This window comes from Enterobacter cloacae complex sp. (assembly GCF_900322725.1).
In the GTDB taxonomy this organism is placed as follows: domain Bacteria; phylum Pseudomonadota; class Gammaproteobacteria; order Enterobacterales; family Enterobacteriaceae; genus Enterobacter; species Enterobacter quasihormaechei.
This window is the reverse complement of record NZ_LT991957.1, coordinates 3,818,026-3,832,542: the sequence shown is the minus strand read 5'-3', so window position 1 is coordinate 3,832,542 and position 14,517 is coordinate 3,818,026. Positions and strand designations below refer to the sequence as shown.

Annotated in this window: 15 protein-coding genes and 1 pseudogene; 8 read left to right on the top strand and 8 right to left on the bottom strand. The window is 54.3% G+C overall.

Going from position 1 to position 14,517, the window contains the following annotated elements; genetic code table 11:
• Nucleotides 1–69: 69 nt before the first annotated feature.
• From solA to DBR02_RS18820, 4 genes are all read left to right on the top strand, one after another.
• Nucleotides 70–1,188 (top strand): N-methyl-L-tryptophan oxidase, encoded by a 1,119-nt coding sequence (gene solA / locus DBR02_RS18835; protein WP_107535104.1) that lies wholly within the window; start codon nucleotides 70–72, stop codon nucleotides 1,186–1,188.
• A 50-nt stretch (nucleotides 1,189–1,238) separates the two neighbouring features.
• Nucleotides 1,239–1,352 carry a YceO family protein gene (locus tag DBR02_RS18830; RefSeq protein ID WP_063449457.1) on the top strand — a complete coding sequence of 38 codons (114 nt, stop codon included), beginning with the start codon at nucleotides 1,239–1,241 and terminating at the stop codon, nucleotides 1,350–1,352.
• Between the two features lie 227 nt (nucleotides 1,353–1,579).
• Nucleotides 1,580–2,146: a cytochrome b gene (locus tag DBR02_RS18825; RefSeq protein WP_107535103.1), complete on the top strand. Its 567-nt coding sequence runs from the start codon at nucleotides 1,580–1,582 to the stop codon at nucleotides 2,144–2,146.
• Nucleotide 2,147: 1 nt separating this feature from the next.
• Nucleotides 2,148–2,726, top strand: a complete 579-nt coding sequence (locus tag DBR02_RS18820) for a YceI family protein (RefSeq protein WP_063449087.1) — start codon at nucleotides 2,148–2,150, stop codon at nucleotides 2,724–2,726.
• Between the two features lie 39 nt (nucleotides 2,727–2,765).
• Here the strand turns inward: DBR02_RS18820 and trhO are convergent, their stop codons facing one another.
• On the bottom strand, nucleotides 2,766–3,815 hold the full coding sequence (gene trhO / locus DBR02_RS18815; RefSeq protein WP_063866346.1) for an oxygen-dependent tRNA uridine(34) hydroxylase TrhO: 1,050 nt from the start codon (nucleotides 3,813–3,815) through the stop codon (nucleotides 2,766–2,768).
• 218 nt (nucleotides 3,816–4,033) lie between these two features.
• Between trhO and DBR02_RS18810 the strand changes: the two genes are divergently transcribed.
• The 3 genes from DBR02_RS18810 to DBR02_RS18800 all read left to right on the top strand — a co-directional run bounded on the left by DBR02_RS18810 (nucleotide 4,034) and on the right by DBR02_RS18800 (nucleotide 6,790).
• Complete coding sequence (locus DBR02_RS18810; RefSeq protein ID WP_107535102.1) at nucleotides 4,034–4,960, top strand: Kdo(2)-lipid IV(A) acyltransferase; 927 nt, start codon at nucleotides 4,034–4,036, stop codon at nucleotides 4,958–4,960.
• 140 nt (nucleotides 4,961–5,100) lie between these two features.
• Nucleotides 5,101–6,336, top strand: coding sequence for a multidrug efflux MFS transporter MdtG (gene mdtG, locus DBR02_RS18805; RefSeq protein WP_107535101.1), 1,236 nt, complete (start codon nucleotides 5,101–5,103; stop codon nucleotides 6,334–6,336).
• A 79-nt stretch (nucleotides 6,337–6,415) separates the two neighbouring features.
• Nucleotides 6,416–6,790 carry a MysB family protein gene (locus DBR02_RS18800; protein WP_107535100.1) on the top strand — a complete coding sequence of 125 codons (375 nt, stop codon included), beginning with the start codon at nucleotides 6,416–6,418 and terminating at the stop codon, nucleotides 6,788–6,790.
• A gap of 7 nt (nucleotides 6,791–6,797) precedes the next feature.
• On the opposite strand, the gene DBR02_RS18795 is transcribed toward DBR02_RS18800, so the two are convergent.
• The 3 genes from DBR02_RS18795 to mdoG all read right to left on the bottom strand — a co-directional run bounded on the left by DBR02_RS18795 (nucleotide 6,798) and on the right by mdoG (nucleotide 11,184).
• On the bottom strand, nucleotides 6,798–7,025 hold the full coding sequence (locus DBR02_RS18795; RefSeq protein ID WP_063449091.1) for a YceK/YidQ family lipoprotein: 228 nt from the start codon (nucleotides 7,023–7,025) through the stop codon (nucleotides 6,798–6,800).
• Nucleotides 7,026–7,109: 84 nt separating this feature from the next.
• Complete coding sequence (gene mdoH / locus DBR02_RS18790) at nucleotides 7,110–9,638, bottom strand: glucans biosynthesis glucosyltransferase MdoH (protein WP_063449092.1); 2,529 nt, start codon at nucleotides 9,636–9,638, stop codon at nucleotides 7,110–7,112.
• A complete protein-coding gene (gene mdoG / locus DBR02_RS18785; RefSeq protein WP_063866342.1) occupies nucleotides 9,631–11,184 on the bottom strand; it encodes a glucans biosynthesis protein MdoG in 1,554 nt (517 codons plus the stop codon). Before mdoG ends, mdoH begins: the two co-directional genes overlap by 8 nt.
• 255 nt (nucleotides 11,185–11,439) lie before the next feature.
• Here mdoG and mdoC point away from each other — a divergent pair, with 255 nt between their 5' ends.
• Entirely contained in the window at nucleotides 11,440–12,579 is a 1,140-nt protein-coding gene (mdoC, locus tag DBR02_RS18775) for a glucans biosynthesis protein MdoC (protein ID WP_107535099.1), read from the top strand.
• 41 nt (nucleotides 12,580–12,620) lie between these two features.
• On the opposite strand, the gene ymdB is transcribed toward mdoC, so the two are convergent.
• The 4 genes and pseudogenes from ymdB to DBR02_RS18755 form a co-directional block, all read right to left on the bottom strand.
• On the bottom strand, nucleotides 12,621–13,157 hold the full coding sequence (ymdB, locus tag DBR02_RS18770; protein WP_107535098.1) for an O-acetyl-ADP-ribose deacetylase: 537 nt from the start codon (nucleotides 13,155–13,157) through the stop codon (nucleotides 12,621–12,623).
• An 80-nt stretch (nucleotides 13,158–13,237) separates the two neighbouring features.
• Nucleotides 13,238–13,558 (bottom strand): type 1 fimbrial protein, encoded by a 321-nt coding sequence (locus DBR02_RS18765; protein WP_107535097.1) that lies wholly within the window; start codon nucleotides 13,556–13,558, stop codon nucleotides 13,238–13,240.
• A 160-nt stretch (nucleotides 13,559–13,718) separates the two neighbouring features.
• Nucleotides 13,719–13,883: pseudogene (locus DBR02_RS18760) on the bottom strand (curli assembly chaperone CsgC); the annotation flags it as partial.
• Between the two features lie 70 nt (nucleotides 13,884–13,953).
• On the bottom strand, nucleotides 13,954–14,436 hold the full coding sequence (locus DBR02_RS18755; protein WP_074177697.1) for a DUF1097 domain-containing protein: 483 nt from the start codon (nucleotides 14,434–14,436) through the stop codon (nucleotides 13,954–13,956).
• Nucleotides 14,437–14,517 lie beyond the last annotated feature (81 nt).

The following is a 14,517-nucleotide window of genomic DNA, read 5'->3' as shown; positions in this document are numbered from 1 at the left end:
TTATTTCGTTCTTGTATAAGCCCACATAGTTAATTACTCTGCTAACAAAGCGTTAGTAAAGAGAAGCCTATGAAATACGATTTGATCATTATCGGAAGCGGCTCCGTAGGATCTGCCGCCGGTTATTACGCCACGCAGGCGGGTCTGAATGTGCTGATGATTGACGCCCACCTTCCCCCCCATTCTGAAGGAAGCCATCACGGCGATACCCGTTTGATCCGTCACGCTTACGGTGAAGGTGAACGCTATGTACCGCTGGTGCTTCGGGCTCAGACGCTGTGGGACGAGCTGGCGGCACGCACCGAGGAGCGCATTTTTGAGCGTACCGGGGTGATTAACCTCGGGCCTGCCAACTCCACGTTTCTGGCGAACGTTGAGGAGAGCGCGAAAGCCTACCGCCTGGACGTTGAGCGTCTGGATGCGAACGGCATTATGGCGCGCTGGCCGGAAATTTCTGTCCCTGAAGATTACATTGGATTGTTTGAAGCCAACTCCGGCGTACTGCACAGCGAAACGGCCATTAAGACCTGGATCGATCTCGCTGCCAAAGCGGGCTGCGCGCAGTTGTTTAACTGTCCGGTCACGGGCATCACCCACCATGCCGATGGTTCAACCGTCACCACGTCTGAGGGTGAATATACCGCCGCACGCCTGCTGGTCAGTGCGGGAACGTGGGTGACAAAACTGCTGCCGGACCTGCCCATCCAGCCGGTGCGCAAAGTCTTCTCATGGTTCCAGTCTGACGGGCGTTACAGCAGCCAGAACAAATTCCCGGCGTTTACGGGCGAATTACCCAATGGCGATCAGTTCTACGGTTTCCCTTCGGAGAAAGACGCACTCAAGATAGGCAAACACAACGGTGGGCAGGTTATTTCCTCTGCGGAAGAGCGCAAGCCGTACGGAGCCTATTCGCAAGATGGTTCCGAAGCCTTCACGTTCCTGCGTAATATTCTGCCGGGCGTAGGCGGGTTGCTTTACGGCGCAGCGTGCACCTACGACAACACGCCGGATGAAGACTTCATCATCGACACGCTGCCCGGACACGACAATACCCTGATCGTAACCGGGCTCAGCGGTCACGGGTTTAAATTTGCGTCGGTGCTAGGCGAAATCGCCGCCCAGTTTGCGCAGGGGATCGCGCCTTCGTTTGATCTCACCCCCTTCGCGCTCTCGCGCTTTGACAGATAATAGGTCCACAGGCTCCGAATAACCGGAGCCTGTTTAGCGAGAGGGGCATGATGCGCAGACTGGTGAATTATCTGATCAATAACATTCGCGAGCATTTCATGCTCTACATTGTGCTCTGGTCGCTGCTGGCGATCGTTGATGTCATCTATATCGTATTCTTTTGAGAATACTCGCTGACATTTACTGACACTCCTTTAAGCTTATTTAACTTCTGTTTTTTTATAAAAATTCATCTCTAATTTATTGAACGAAGCGATTGAATTACATCGCGCAAACACATTCAAATTCGCTGAAATAAATTAAATAAAAATGATTATTCATTTTTTTCAGTTGCATTATTTATTTAACCCGTTCATTTTTAGTGCTCAGACATTTGAGAACGGAAATTCATATGCAATGGCGTAACTCCTCCAGCCGCTACGGAATAATATCCATGTGTTTACACTGGCTATTTGCGCTTGCCGTCTATGCCATGTTTGGTCTCGGCCTCTGGATGGTGACATTAAGCTATTATGACGGTTGGTATCATCAGGCTCCCGAATTGCACAAAAGCATTGGGGTTCTGCTGATGATGGGTCTGGTTATTCGCGTGATCTGGCGACATGTCTCCCCACCCCCACCTGCCCCCAGGAGCCATGGTCGTTTTACCCGCATCAGCGCTGTAGGCGCACATATCGCACTCTATGCCCTGCTGTTCGCCATTCTGATCAGCGGCTATCTCATTTCGACCGCAGACGGCAAGCCGATCAGCGTGTTTGGACTTTTTGACGTCCCTGCCACGCTGGCTGACGCCGGTTCACAGGCTGACACCGCAGGTGTGGTTCATCTGTGGCTGGCATGGAGCGTGGTGATCTTATCGGTTCTGCACGGCCTTGCGGCCCTGAAACACCACTTTATTGATAAAGACGATACGCTGAAGCGCATGCTTGGCCGTTCGTCAGTTGACTCTGGAGCATAAAATGAAAAAACGCCTGTTGGGTATCGCATTAGGTTCGCTGTTATTCACCACCGGTTCGGCTGTCGCTGCTGACTATAAAATTGATAAAGAGGGTCAGCATGCCTTCGTCAATTTCCGTATTCAGCATCTGGGTTACAGCTGGTTATATGGCACGTTCAATGATTTCGATGGCACATTCACTTTCGACGAGAAAAACCCTGCTGCCGATAAAGTGAATGTCACCATTAATACCAACAGCGTCGATACTAACCACGCCGAGCGTGATAAACATCTGCGCAGCGCTGAATTCCTGAACGTGGCGAAATTCCCGCAAGCCACCTTCGCGTCGACAGCGGTGAAGAAAGACGGTGATGAACTGAATATTACCGGTAATCTGACGCTGAACGGCGTAACAAAACCGGTAACGCTGGAAGCGAAATTAATCGGCCAGGGCGACGACCCGTGGGGCGGCAAACGCGCTGGTTTTGAAGCCGCAGGCAAAATTCATCTGAAAGATTTTAATATCACCACGGATTTAGGCCCGGCATCGCAGGACGTGGAGCTGATTATTTCGGTGGAAGGCGTTCAGCAGAAGTCATAAAAAAAGGCCCGGCAGGCTTTTGCGCCGCCGGGCATCGTTTTACTCCGGGTCCGGAATACCCAGTTTGGTATTCAGTCGACCCCGGGATTTATTAAAGATCTTATTCCCGTTCTCGCGCCCGGCACGGCGGCGTCGTTGCTCTTCTTCAGGCAGCAGACTCTCTTCACTGCACAGCTCGCTACAGCAGCCATTGTACTTCTCGGCACAGGCAGGACACTGAATAAACAGCAGATGACAACCGTCGTTTTTGCAGTTGGTATGCGTATCGCACGGCGTACCGCACTGGTGGCAGTGCGCGATCACATCCTCTGAAATTCGCTCGCCCATACGCTCGTCAAACACAAAGTTCTTACCGATAAAACGCACCGGTAAACCCTGCTCGCGGGCGCGGCGGGCATACTCAATGATCCCGCCCTCAATGTGCCAGACTTTATTAAAACCGTTGTGCTTCATCCAGGCACTGGCTTTTTCGCAGCGGATCCCCCCGGTGCAGTACATCACGATCTTTTTGTCTTTATGCTCCTGCATCATCTCTACGGCTTTCGGCAACTGCTCGCGGAAGGTGTCGGCAGGGATCTCCATCGCATTTTCAAAGTGGCCCACTTCATATTCATAGTGGTTACGCATATCGATGAATACCGCGTCCGGATCGTCGAGCATCGCATTCACTTCAGCGGCCTTAAGGTACTCACCCACATTGCCGGCATTGAAGCTCGGATCGTCAATACCATCCGCCACAATACGCTCACGCACCTTCATGCGCAGCACCCAGAATGATTTACCGTCATCATCCAGCGCAATGTTCAGGCGAACCCCATCAAGCGCGGGATCAAACCCGTAGAGAAGATCGCGGAAGGCGCTGACCTTGCTTTCCGGCACGCTGATCTGCGCGTTAATCCCCTCTCGCGCCAGATAGACGCGGCCAAACACGTTCAGGGCGGTGAAAGCCTGGTAAAGCGCATCGCGGGTCGCCTGTGGATCGTTGATGGTGAAATATTTATAGAAAGAGATCGTTGTGCGCGGTTCGGTTTCGGCCAACATGCGCGCTTTCAACATCTCATTCGAAACGCGGTTGTGTAACACTGGCATGGTGTACAAGTCCTGCAATCGTTGAGAAATAAAAATCGGTCGGCATGATATAGCAAACAAAGACAATTTACATCCACACAATTTACGCTACATTTCAGTCAATCTGATTTATCAGACTTAACACTTGCAGACTCTTTCATGTTTCGATGACAGATATTTTGGCTATCCATTAAAAAATGAGACAATAGCCCTTCAGGACGTAAGAACACAGGACAGACATGACCCAGTTACCGAAATTTACTGCCGCGCTTTTGCACCCCCGCTATTGGTTAACCTGGTCAGGGATTGGCTTGTTGTGGCTCATTGTACAGCTGCCTTATCCGATCATTTTCCGCATGGGTAAAGGACTGGGCCGCATTGCTCAACAGTTTATGAAGCGTCGCGCCAGGATCGCGTATCGCAACCTTGAGCTTTGCTTTCCTCAGATGAGTGAATCTGAGCGCCACGACAGGGTGGTGAAAAACTTCGAATCGGTCGGTATGGGGCTGATGGAGACCGGCATGGCCTGGTTCTGGTCGGATAAGCGCATGGCGCGCTGGACGGAAGTGGCCGGCACCGGCATGGATCCCGTGCATCATCTCCAGGCCAACAAGACTGGCGTCCTGCTGATAGGCGTTCATTTCCTGACCCTCGAAATTGGCGCACGCATGTTCGGTATGCAGGCGCCGGGTATTGGCGTTTATCGTCCTAACGACAATCCGGTGATCGATTTGATCCAGACCAACGGACGCATGCGCTCCAACAAAAGCATGATCGACCGCAAAGACCTGAAGGGAATGATCCGCGCCCTGAAATCAGGTGAGGTGGTCTGGTATGCCCCGGATCATGACTACGGCCCGCAATCCAGCGTGTTTGTCCCGTTCTTTGCGGTGGAAGAGGCCGCGACCACCACCGGGACCTGGATGCTGGCGCGGATGTCCAAAGCCGCTATCGTGCCGTTTGTGCCGCGCCGCAAGCCGGACGGTTCAGGCTATCAGCTCATCATGCTGGAGCCGGAACTCGCTCCGCCGCTCGACGACGCGGAAACTACCGCGCGCTGGATGAACGGCATTGTCGAGAAATGCATTATGCTCGCCCCGGAGCAGTATATGTGGCTGCATCGCCGTTTCAAAACCCGGCCTCAGGGCGTCCCTTCTCGTTATTAATCGGCATGCGACCTTCCGGGTCGCATGTTGTTTTAGCTTTAAAAGCTCCCGTCATTGCGGCAATCATAACCCTGGCGCATAATTAGCAGGCTTATTACCTCACTGGTCACGGTGCCCTGCACCCCATAATGCGGATAGTTATGTCCCCCTCAGATGCTCCCATAAACTGGAAACGTAACCTGACGGTTGCGTGGCTGGGCTGTTTTCTCACCGGCGCCGCCTTCAGCCTGGTTATGCCCTTCCTGCCCCTTTACGTTGAACAGCTCGGCGTGACCGGCCACAGCGCGCTGAATATGTGGTCCGGGCTGGTGTTCAGCATTACGTTCCTGTTCTCCGCCATTGCGTCGCCGTTCTGGGGTGGCCTGGCCGACCGTAAAGGCCGCAAAATCATGCTGCTGCGCTCCGCGCTCGGGATGGCAATCATTATGCTGCTGATGGGCCTGGCGCAGAACGTCTGGCAGTTCCTGATCTTACGCGCGCTTCTGGGTCTGCTCGGAGGGTTTATCCCGAATGCTAACGCCCTGATTGCCACCCAAATCCCGCGCCAGAAAAGCGGCTGGGCGTTGGGTACGCTTTCCACTGGCGGCGTAAGCGGCGCGCTGCTCGGTCCGCTGGCAGGCGGGCTGCTGGCCGACCACTACGGACTGCGGCCGGTCTTCTTCATTACCGCCAGCGTGTTGTTCCTCTGCTTCCTCGTGACGCTTATCTGCATCCGCGAGAATTTCACCCCCGTGGCCAAAAAAGAGATGCTGCACGCCCGTGACGTGCTGGCCTCGCTGAAAAACCCAAAGCTGGTGCTGAGCCTGTTTGTAACCACCATGATTATTCAGGTGGCTACTGGCTCCATTGCGCCTATTTTGACGCTTTATGTGCGCGATCTGGCCGGAAACGTCGGAAACATTGCCTTCATCAGCGGACTGATCGCCTCCGTGCCCGGCGTGGCCGCGCTGCTGAGCGCGCCGCGGCTCGGCAAGCTGGGAGACCGCATCGGCCCGGAGAAGATCCTCATCTGCGCCCTGATCGTCTCCGTTCTGCTGCTTATCCCCATGTCGATGGTGCAATCGCCGTGGCAACTCGGGGTGCTGCGTTTCCTGCTGGGGGCTGCGGATGGCGCGTTGCTCCCGGCGGTGCAGACGCTGCTGGTTTATAACTCCACCAACCAGATTGCCGGGCGTATCTTTAGCTACAACCAGTCGTTTCGCGATCTGGGTAACGTCACCGGGCCGCTGGTCGGCGCGGGGGTTTCGGCCAGTTTCGGTTTCCGGGCCGTTTTTATCGTGACGGCAGGCGTCGTGCTGTTCAACGCCGTCTATTCCTGGCTCAGCTTGTCCCGCGCGCTACGCCCGGCGCGCATAACACAACATCGTGACGGCTAATTTTCTTATTCATACTTGCAAAATCATATAATCAGCTATTCTTTCCCTGAATACCTTCACGAAAAACAGGGAGACACTAATGACCATGTACGCCACGCTGGAAGAAGCAATTGATGCCGCTCGCGAAGAATTCCTCGCCGATAATCCCGGCATTGAGGAAGAAGATGCTGACGTGCAACAACTCAATATCCAAAAATATGTCCTACAGGACGGCGATATTATGTGGCAGGCCGAGTTCTTTGCTGATGAAGGTGAAGACGGAGAATGTCTGCCGATGCTGAGTGGTGAAGGTGCGCAGGCCGTATTCGACGGCGACTATGACGAAATTGAGTTACGTCAGGAGTGGCTCGAAGAAAATACGCTGCACGAATGGGACGAAGGTGAGTTTCAGCTCGAACCGCCGCTGGATACGGAAGAAGGTCAGGCCGCAGCGGATGAATGGGACGAGCGTTAAGCTCCCGTTACTCGTACGGGCCGTGGCTGGCATCGATGGGCAGCAATAGCGTATCGAAAATCAGCGAAAACGGCAGATCGAGCACGGTGAGATAGCGCCACGCGGAATCGCGCACATCCCACTGTACGCCGGGATAGTACTGATTCCCGTGGCCCTGTCCGGGGATGGTGCGGCTGATAATGCTGCCGCAGCCGCTGAGCAGGCATGCCATCATCACGACAATGATTATTCTCATGAGTAACCTCTAAAAAAATACCGGCGATTAAGCCGGTATTTTATTTGGCGGGTGGCACTTCGCTTACCCGCCCTACTTAACAACTTATTTCGCCTTCAGCGCCAGCGGGTTCAGCTTCACGTCTTTATAGTAGTTCACCCACGAAGAGTATCTCTCCGGCGCGGACCACACGCGGTAGTGAAGCCTTGCCATCGTCACCGGATCGCTCAGCAGCACCAGACGACGGTCACGGTTAAGCTTTTCTGGCGTCTCGTTCAGCGCCTGCTCAACGTGGCGATCGCGGGCGATCTCCAGCACCTGGCTGGCGCGGTGACGCGCGGTCGCCATTGCAGTTGCAAGGGCGTTAAATGACGGGTTGAACACGGCGTGCATAAAACCATCATCCAGCGTGCGTTTGCGGTTCTGCTCCAGGTAGGTATCGGTATCCACCAGCACCTGCGGCGGAGAATACTCTTCCGGGATCAGGAACAGCTTCCAGCGTTTGGTACGCAGGCCCACCGTCGAACGGCTGGAGATCACCGACACAAACGGCGACAGGATCAGCGAGAATACTATTGGCGCAAGCCAGAACAGGAAACGCAGATCCAGCCAGGCCATCCCGACAGCCCACACCAGCCCCAGCAGCAGCTGAGAGCCGTGGCGCATAAAGGCTTCACTCCACGGCGTGGAGTCATCGTCACGCTGCGGTGAATTCCACACCACTTCCCATCCCAGGAACGCGCTCACCACGAATACCGTGTGGAACAGCATACGCACCGGTGCCAGCAGGACTGAGAACAGCACTTCCAGCAGCAGTGAAAGGGTTACGCGGCAGAAACCACCGTACTCCTTTGAACCTTTACACCAGATCAGAACGATACTGAGCAGCTTCGGCAGGAACAGCAGCACCATGGTCGACGCGAACAGCGCAATCGCCAGCTCCGGACGCCACTGCGGCCACACCGGGAACAGCTGGCGCGGTTGCAGGAAGTACTGCGGCTCCGTCAGGGCATGCACGACCTGCAACGCGGTCGAGAGCGCGAGGAACATAAACCACAGCGGTGCAGAGAGATAGGACATCACGCCCGTCAGGAACACCGCCCGGTGAACAGGGTGCATCCCCTTCACCAGGAACAGGCGGAAGTTCATCAGGTTACCGTGACACCAGCGGCGGTCACGCTTGAGCTCATCCAGCAGGTTCGGCGGCAGCTCTTCATACGAGCCCGGCAGATCGTAGGCAATCCAGACGCCCCACCCTGCACGGCGCATCAGCGCGGCTTCCACAAAGTCATGCGACAGAATGGACCCGGCAAATGACCCTTCACCCGGCAGCGGCGCCAGCGCACAGTGCTCGATGAACGGCTTCACGCGGATAATGGCGTTGTGGCCCCAGTAGTGAGACTCGCCCAGCTGCCAGAAGTGCAGACCGGCGGTAAACAGCGGCCCGTAGACGCGGGTCGCAAACTGCTGGCAGCGCGCATACAGCGTGTCCATACCGGAGGCTTTTGGCGAAGACTGAATGATACCCGCGTTTGGGTTAGCTTCCATCAGACGCACCAGACCGCTCAGGCAATCGCCGCTCATGACGGAGTCTGCATCCAGTACCACCATATAGCTGTACTGGTTACCCCAACGACGACAGAAGTCATCAATGTTCCCGCTTTTACGCTTCACGCGACGACGACGACGACGGTAGAAGATCTGTCCTTCGCCCTGCACTTCGGCAATCAGCTCCATCCAGGCTTTTTGCTCTGCCACGCAGATATCCGGGTTGTAGCTGTCGCTCAGGATGTAGACGTCGAAATGCGCCGCGTTACCGGTCGCCTTCACGGACTCCCAGGTTGCACGCAGCCCTGCGAATACGCGGTCAACGTCTTCGTTACAGATAGGCATGATCAGCGCGGTACGGTGCTCGGGATTCAGGGGTTCATCCCCGACCGTTGACGCGGAAATGCTGTATTTGTCACGTCCCATCAGCAGTTGTAGGAAGCCCATCAGCGCGGTCCAGAACCCGGCGGAGACCCAGCAGAACAGCACGGCGAACAGCAGAAGGATGCCGCTCTGTAAAATGTACGGCAGCAGCTGCATGAAGGAGACCCAGATATCCTGGCCAATCATGTCAGCAGGGTTTATCAGCGCCCAGCCCTGGTACGGCAGAATGGTTTTCATATACCAGGTGGCGACGACCGTTTGCGCCAGCGTCAGCAGCAGCAGAATGTAACGACGAATCGTTCCCACGGTACGCCATTTCTGCTCGGACGCCTGCTGTTCTTTGGTCAGACGCGACAGATAGCGCGGCGTTACGTCACGCCCACGCAGGCGATCCCAGAAGCGGCCCACCGGGTTGGTGCGCCACGGGTCGGGGAACATAGAGGAACGCGTGGCCTTCGGCATTGCCTGTAGCTGGTCACGCCCTTCGTCATCCTTGATCAACTGCCCTTCAGCCAGCGAGTCCGGCCATGCCTGCTCCAGACGTGCCTTCACTGACCCCAGCGGCGTATCATCATCACGGGAAAAGTGACGGTGTTCACCATCCAGCGCGGTGTGAACCGCGCGGATGTCGCTCGCAGGGAGTGCCGCTTTTTCAATGTCCGTCAGCGGCATGGCATCAATATATTCAGATGTATTATTCATTGGCAGGTAGCTGATAGCTCCAGGTTTCACTCAGCGGCTTATCGTTACTGACCAGCGCGGCGCGCATTTCAGTGGTCTGTTTCGGATCTTTCACCTTCACGCGCAGGGTCAAACGCCACCCTTTGGTCACCGGATTGTAGCGCACGGCGTTCTCAACGATTTCACCGTTATCGCCAATGCTCGCCTGTGACGTCACGGCAGTATCCGGCGCCAGTTTTTTCATATCCTGCCCGGTGAAGTCCACGATAAACGCCAGCGTGCCATCCGGCTGACGAATCAGGTTGGACTGCTTCACGTCACCCGTCGAACGACGCGTCTGCATCACGTACGCGTTATCCGGCGCGTGCAGTTTGTCTTCGTCACGGCTGAAGGTGATCGCATACTTGAAGTTCATCTCTTTACCGGCTTCCGGCAGCTGATCCGGTGTCCAGTACGCCACGATGTTGTCGTTGGTTTCATCGTTGGTTGGAATTTCAACCAGCTCAACCTTGCCTTTACCCCAGTCGCCTTTCGGCGTAACCCAGGCGCTTGGGCGCAGATCGTAGCGGTCATCCAGATCTTCAAAGCGGGAGAACTGACGGCCGCGTTGCAGCAGACCAAAGCCCTGCGGATTTTCCATCGCAAAGCTGCTGACCGCGAGGTGTTTCGGGTTGTTCAGCGGACGCCAGATCCACTCACCGTTACCGGCATGGATGGAAAGGCCATTAGAATCATGCAGTTGAGGACGGAAGTTGGTTGCCGGAGACGGCTGATTCGGCCCAAACAGGAACATACTGGTCAGTGGCGCAACGCCCAGCTTGCCCACTTTATCGCGCAGGTAAACTTTAGACTGCACGTCAACCACCGTGTCACGCCCAGGCATGATCACGAAGCGATAAGCGCCGGTCGCACGAGGGGAGTCCAGCAGCGCATAAATTGTCAGACGTTTGTCGGTTGGTTTTGGACGTTCGATCCAGAACTCGCGAAAACGAGGGAATTCTTCACCTGATGGCAGCGCGGTATCAATCGCCAGACCGCGCGCAGAAAGCCCGTACACCTGCCCCGCGCCAATCACGCGGAAGTAGCTGGCGCCAAGCATGCTGACGATTTCGTCGTTTTTATCTTTGCTGTTAATCGGATAAAGCACCTTGAAGCCTGCGAAGCCGAGGTCTTTCACCGTGTCTTTATCGTGTTGCACATCGCCAAAATTGAAATAATCCGGGCTGTACTTGATTTTGCGTACCGCGGTCGCCGTCACTTCATTGATGGCAACCGGCGTGTCGAAGTACATACCCTGGTGGTAAAATTCAAGCTTGAACGGGGTTTTAATATTGTTCCAGTACGCTTTATCGTGATTGAACTGGATCTGCTGATAGTCCGCGTATTTCATGTCGCGGAAAACGGAGGGCAGGTTACTTTTTGGCGCTTCATAGCTCTTGCCCGCCATCGATTTTGCCTGTTTTGCGACATCATCGATGTTAAAGGCCAGTGCAGATGAGGTATACAGTGACAACAGCACTGCAACACCCAACCAACGCATTTTCATCATTTGTGGTTTATGTTTCATAATAAGTAAGCACTTCCCCCTTTGTGTGCTTATATCGATCCGATCCATTTTAATGGAAACTCAGGCAATCCGACAACATTATCACTGCTTTGTTCAGCTCGCTGGCTCATGGATTAAGCAAATGAAAGAACCCGCTTTTCACTTTGCGTGCTTATCCTGGAGACAGGGTGTCGGTCTTGGTGTAGGGTTGGCTCCGAATGTAACCATTATGAGCCTTAGGGATAAGGCGAAAAGTCTGAGAATGCGCAAAGTTATATGAGCACAACCCCTGTACAACGTGAATATTTCCTCGACTCGATCCGCGCATGGCTCATGCTATTGGGGATCCCTTTTCATATTTCACTGATTTATTCCAGCCACACCTGGCACGTCAACAGTCAGATGCCTTCCTGGTGGCTTACGCTGTTTAATGATTTTATTCATGCCTTCCGCATGCAGGTGTTTTTTGTCATTTCTGGATATTTCTCCTACATGCTCTTTTTGCGCTATCCCCTGAAGCGTTGGTGGAAAGTGCGCGTGGAGCGCGTGGGCATACCGATGTTGACGGCCATCCCGCTGCTGACGCTGCCGCAGTTCATTATGTTGCAGTATGTTAAAGGTAAAACGGAAACCTGGTCGAATCTCTCCCTTTACGAGAAATACAACACCCTGGTCTGGGAGCTGATTTCCCACCTCTGGTTCCTGCTGGTACTGGTGGTGTTAACCACGGTGAGCTTGCTGATCTTCAGCCGGCTGCGCCAGCGCGCGAGCTCAACATCCTCTGCCTTTTTCGCCAACATCACTCTGGGCAAGCTGTCGCTGCTGTTTCTTGCGCTGGGGATTGCGTATGCCGCCGTCAGGCGTACCCTGTTCGTTGTCTATCCCCCTGTTCTGAGCGATGGGCTGTTTAATTTCGTGGTGATGCAGACGCTGTTCTACATTCCCTTCTTCCTGATTGGCGCGCTGGCGTTTATTCATCCGCGGCTTAAGGCACTGTTTACCACCCCCTCCCCCTGGTGTGCAGTGGGTGCTGCGCTGGCCTTTGCAGCCTATCTTCTCAATCAGCGCTACGGCAGCGGGGACGCGTGGATGTATGAAACCGAGAGCGTGATAACGATGCTGATGGGCCTGTGGATGGTGAACGTGGTGTTCGCGCTGGGCCATCGCCTGCTGAATTTTAAATCCAGCCGCGTAACCTATTTCGTTAATGCTTCGCTGTTTATCTACCTGGTTCACCATCCGCTGACGCTGTTTTTCGGGGCATACATTACGCCGCATATTGCCTCGAATGCGCTGGGCTTCTTCACCGGTCTGGTCTTTGTGGTTGGCATTGCCATCGTGCTGTATGAAATCCACCTGCGGATCCCGCTTTTGCGTTTCCTGTTTTCAGGCAAACCTCAGGTTAAAGCGGGATAACAAAACGGCGCCATCAGGGCGCCGTTTTTACATCTCAGACATCAAAATAGCTGGCTGCGCTCGGTTAAAATCCGCTGATACAGGTCGGCGGTGTGCTCATCGAAACAGACAAAAATAACTTTTTCCGGCATGGGTTTAAGGGAAAGGTAGTGATAAACGGTATTCACGGCGATATTTGCTGCCGCTTCCTTTGGATAACCGTAAACCCCCGTGCTGATGGCGGGAAACGCCATGGTCTTATAGCCGTTATCGGCCGCAAGCCGCAGGCAGTTACGATACGCCTGCTCCAGAATCTCAGCTTCATGATGGTCGCCGCCGTGCCAGACGGGGCCAACGGTATGGATCACCGCTTTGGCCGGGAGATCCCCCGCCAGCGTAATGACGGCATGCCCCGGGGGGCACTCTCCCTGCTGCTGGCGCACGGTTTTGCATGCTTCCAGAAGCTGTGGGCCTGCGGCCCGGTGAATGGCGCCGTCCACTCCCCCTCCGCCCAGCAAAGAGGAATTGGCTGCGTTGACGATCACGTCAACGTGTACCGTCGTGATATCGCCATGAATAACGTCGATTTGCGGTCTCATAAACACCCTCTGCAACCCGCCCTTTTCTTAAGTGTATCGCAGAGGGAGAGGGAGAAAAACCGTCGTGAAAGAAACGGCTGCTAGCGGTAGTCCACCTGAACAACCGCGAGCGTTTTCTCTTCATTCAGGTATTTCATGGTGACAGCGGCCAGGTTTGAATGAGGATGATGTCCCCGGAGCGCCTCGTCATAACTGATGGTATGCGTTTTCATGCGGTTATTTTCCGGGCAGGAAATCGCAAACTGCTGATGCTGAGGAGCGACTTCGCACGGATCGGCCACCACCGCGCCACGAAAATGAATAACCCCACCATTTTCAATGGTTGCGGAATAAGCCGGAGAAAGAAAAGAGGACAGGATCAGTCCCAGACCAGAAATAATACACGCTGCGGATTTGAACATTATTTGTACTCCTCAATGAAATTCGTCCATGAGGGGTAAAAACGCTCCGTTATGACCTGTGAAGTATCAATTCAAGCAACCCGATTACCGGGTTCTTGATATCAGCATAGCTTACCTGCGCAGCGCCGCCACTTTAATAAATCATTGATTTCATGAATGATTAAAGCGTACTGGCCGGTGCATTCCACTGCTGCGATAAATGGAGCGAATTTTCATCAGAAACGGTGACAATCATTTTTACCGCATCCCCTGAGTAAATATTTAAACCGATCCGCGTTAAATCAATCGGCTGATTAACGGGTATAAGAAGGGTATTTTTCTGCCGCGCCGCCGCCGAACTGTTTTACGTTGATCGACAGTGCAACAAAAAGGCGAGATTTCCGTCTCGCCTTTTTTTATTCACTTACCGCCGAAACGTTCTGGCTCTTCTCGCGTCGGGCTGCCAGCCAGAGGCCGCTGTTCTTCATGGCATAGCCAAACAGTAAACCCAGCATGAGTGAAGGAACCACCAGCTTCCAGTCCCCCTGCCCTGCAAAGGTCGCGCAGGCGCCCATGAACGTGCCAGGCACAAAGGACAACAGCAGATGTTTTGCCTGAACGCACATCAGGAAGGCCACAATACCCGTCATGACGTAACCCAGGATTTCCATATGCGGTGCCAGCGCGCTGCCTTTCATAATGACCAGCGCCCAGACCACGCCACTTAGCAACGTGCAGCCTGAAATAAACAGCCCTTTGAGACCACCCTGCGGGCAGGCGAAGTAGGCCGTGCAGCCAAGGAAACCGGCCCAGCTCAACAAACCGAGCGACACCGCCACCCAACCCCAGAGGCCGGAAAGGATGCCAGTCGTGATTGCAATACAAAGTAATATATTCATGGTGCGCATCTTAGCAGATGCGCACCCGGGAAATGAGATCGGAAGCACATTACGTGCAAGTTGAAATGTATCGTTGCAGAA

Coding starts and splice junctions, on each gene's coding strand:
- DBR02_RS18800 (WP_107535100.1), top strand. CDS start 6,416: ATGACCATGTACGCCACGCTGGAAGAAGCAATTGATGCCGCTCGCGAA.
- ymdB (WP_107535098.1), bottom strand. CDS start 13,157: ATGAGACCGCAAATCGACGTTATTCATGGCGATATCACGACGGTACAC.
- solA (WP_107535104.1), top strand. CDS start 70: ATGAAATACGATTTGATCATTATCGGAAGCGGCTCCGTAGGATCTGCC.
- DBR02_RS18830 (WP_063449457.1), top strand. CDS start 1,239: ATGCGCAGACTGGTGAATTATCTGATCAATAACATTCGCGAGCATTTC.
- mdoC (WP_107535099.1), top strand. CDS start 11,440: ATGAGCACAACCCCTGTACAACGTGAATATTTCCTCGACTCGATCCGC.
- trhO (WP_063866346.1), bottom strand. CDS start 3,815: ATGCCAGTGTTACACAACCGCGTTTCGAATGAGATGTTGAAAGCGCGC.
- mdtG (WP_107535101.1), top strand. CDS start 5,101: ATGTCCCCCTCAGATGCTCCCATAAACTGGAAACGTAACCTGACGGTT.
- DBR02_RS18810 (WP_107535102.1), top strand. CDS start 4,034: ATGACCCAGTTACCGAAATTTACTGCCGCGCTTTTGCACCCCCGCTAT.
- mdoH (WP_063449092.1), bottom strand. CDS start 9,638: ATGAATAATACATCTGAATATATTGATGCCATGCCGCTGACGGACATT.
- mdoG (WP_063866342.1), bottom strand. CDS start 11,184: ATGAAACATAAACCACAAATGATGAAAATGCGTTGGTTGGGTGTTGCA.
- DBR02_RS18795 (WP_063449091.1), bottom strand. CDS start 7,025: ATGAGAATAATCATTGTCGTGATGATGGCATGCCTGCTCAGCGGCTGC.
- DBR02_RS18755 (WP_074177697.1), bottom strand. CDS start 14,436: ATGAATATATTACTTTGTATTGCAATCACGACTGGCATCCTTTCCGGC.
- DBR02_RS18765 (WP_107535097.1), bottom strand. CDS start 13,558: ATGTTCAAATCCGCAGCGTGTATTATTTCTGGTCTGGGACTGATCCTG.
- DBR02_RS18820 (WP_063449087.1), top strand. CDS start 2,148: ATGAAAAAACGCCTGTTGGGTATCGCATTAGGTTCGCTGTTATTCACC.
- DBR02_RS18825 (WP_107535103.1), top strand. CDS start 1,580: ATGCAATGGCGTAACTCCTCCAGCCGCTACGGAATAATATCCATGTGT.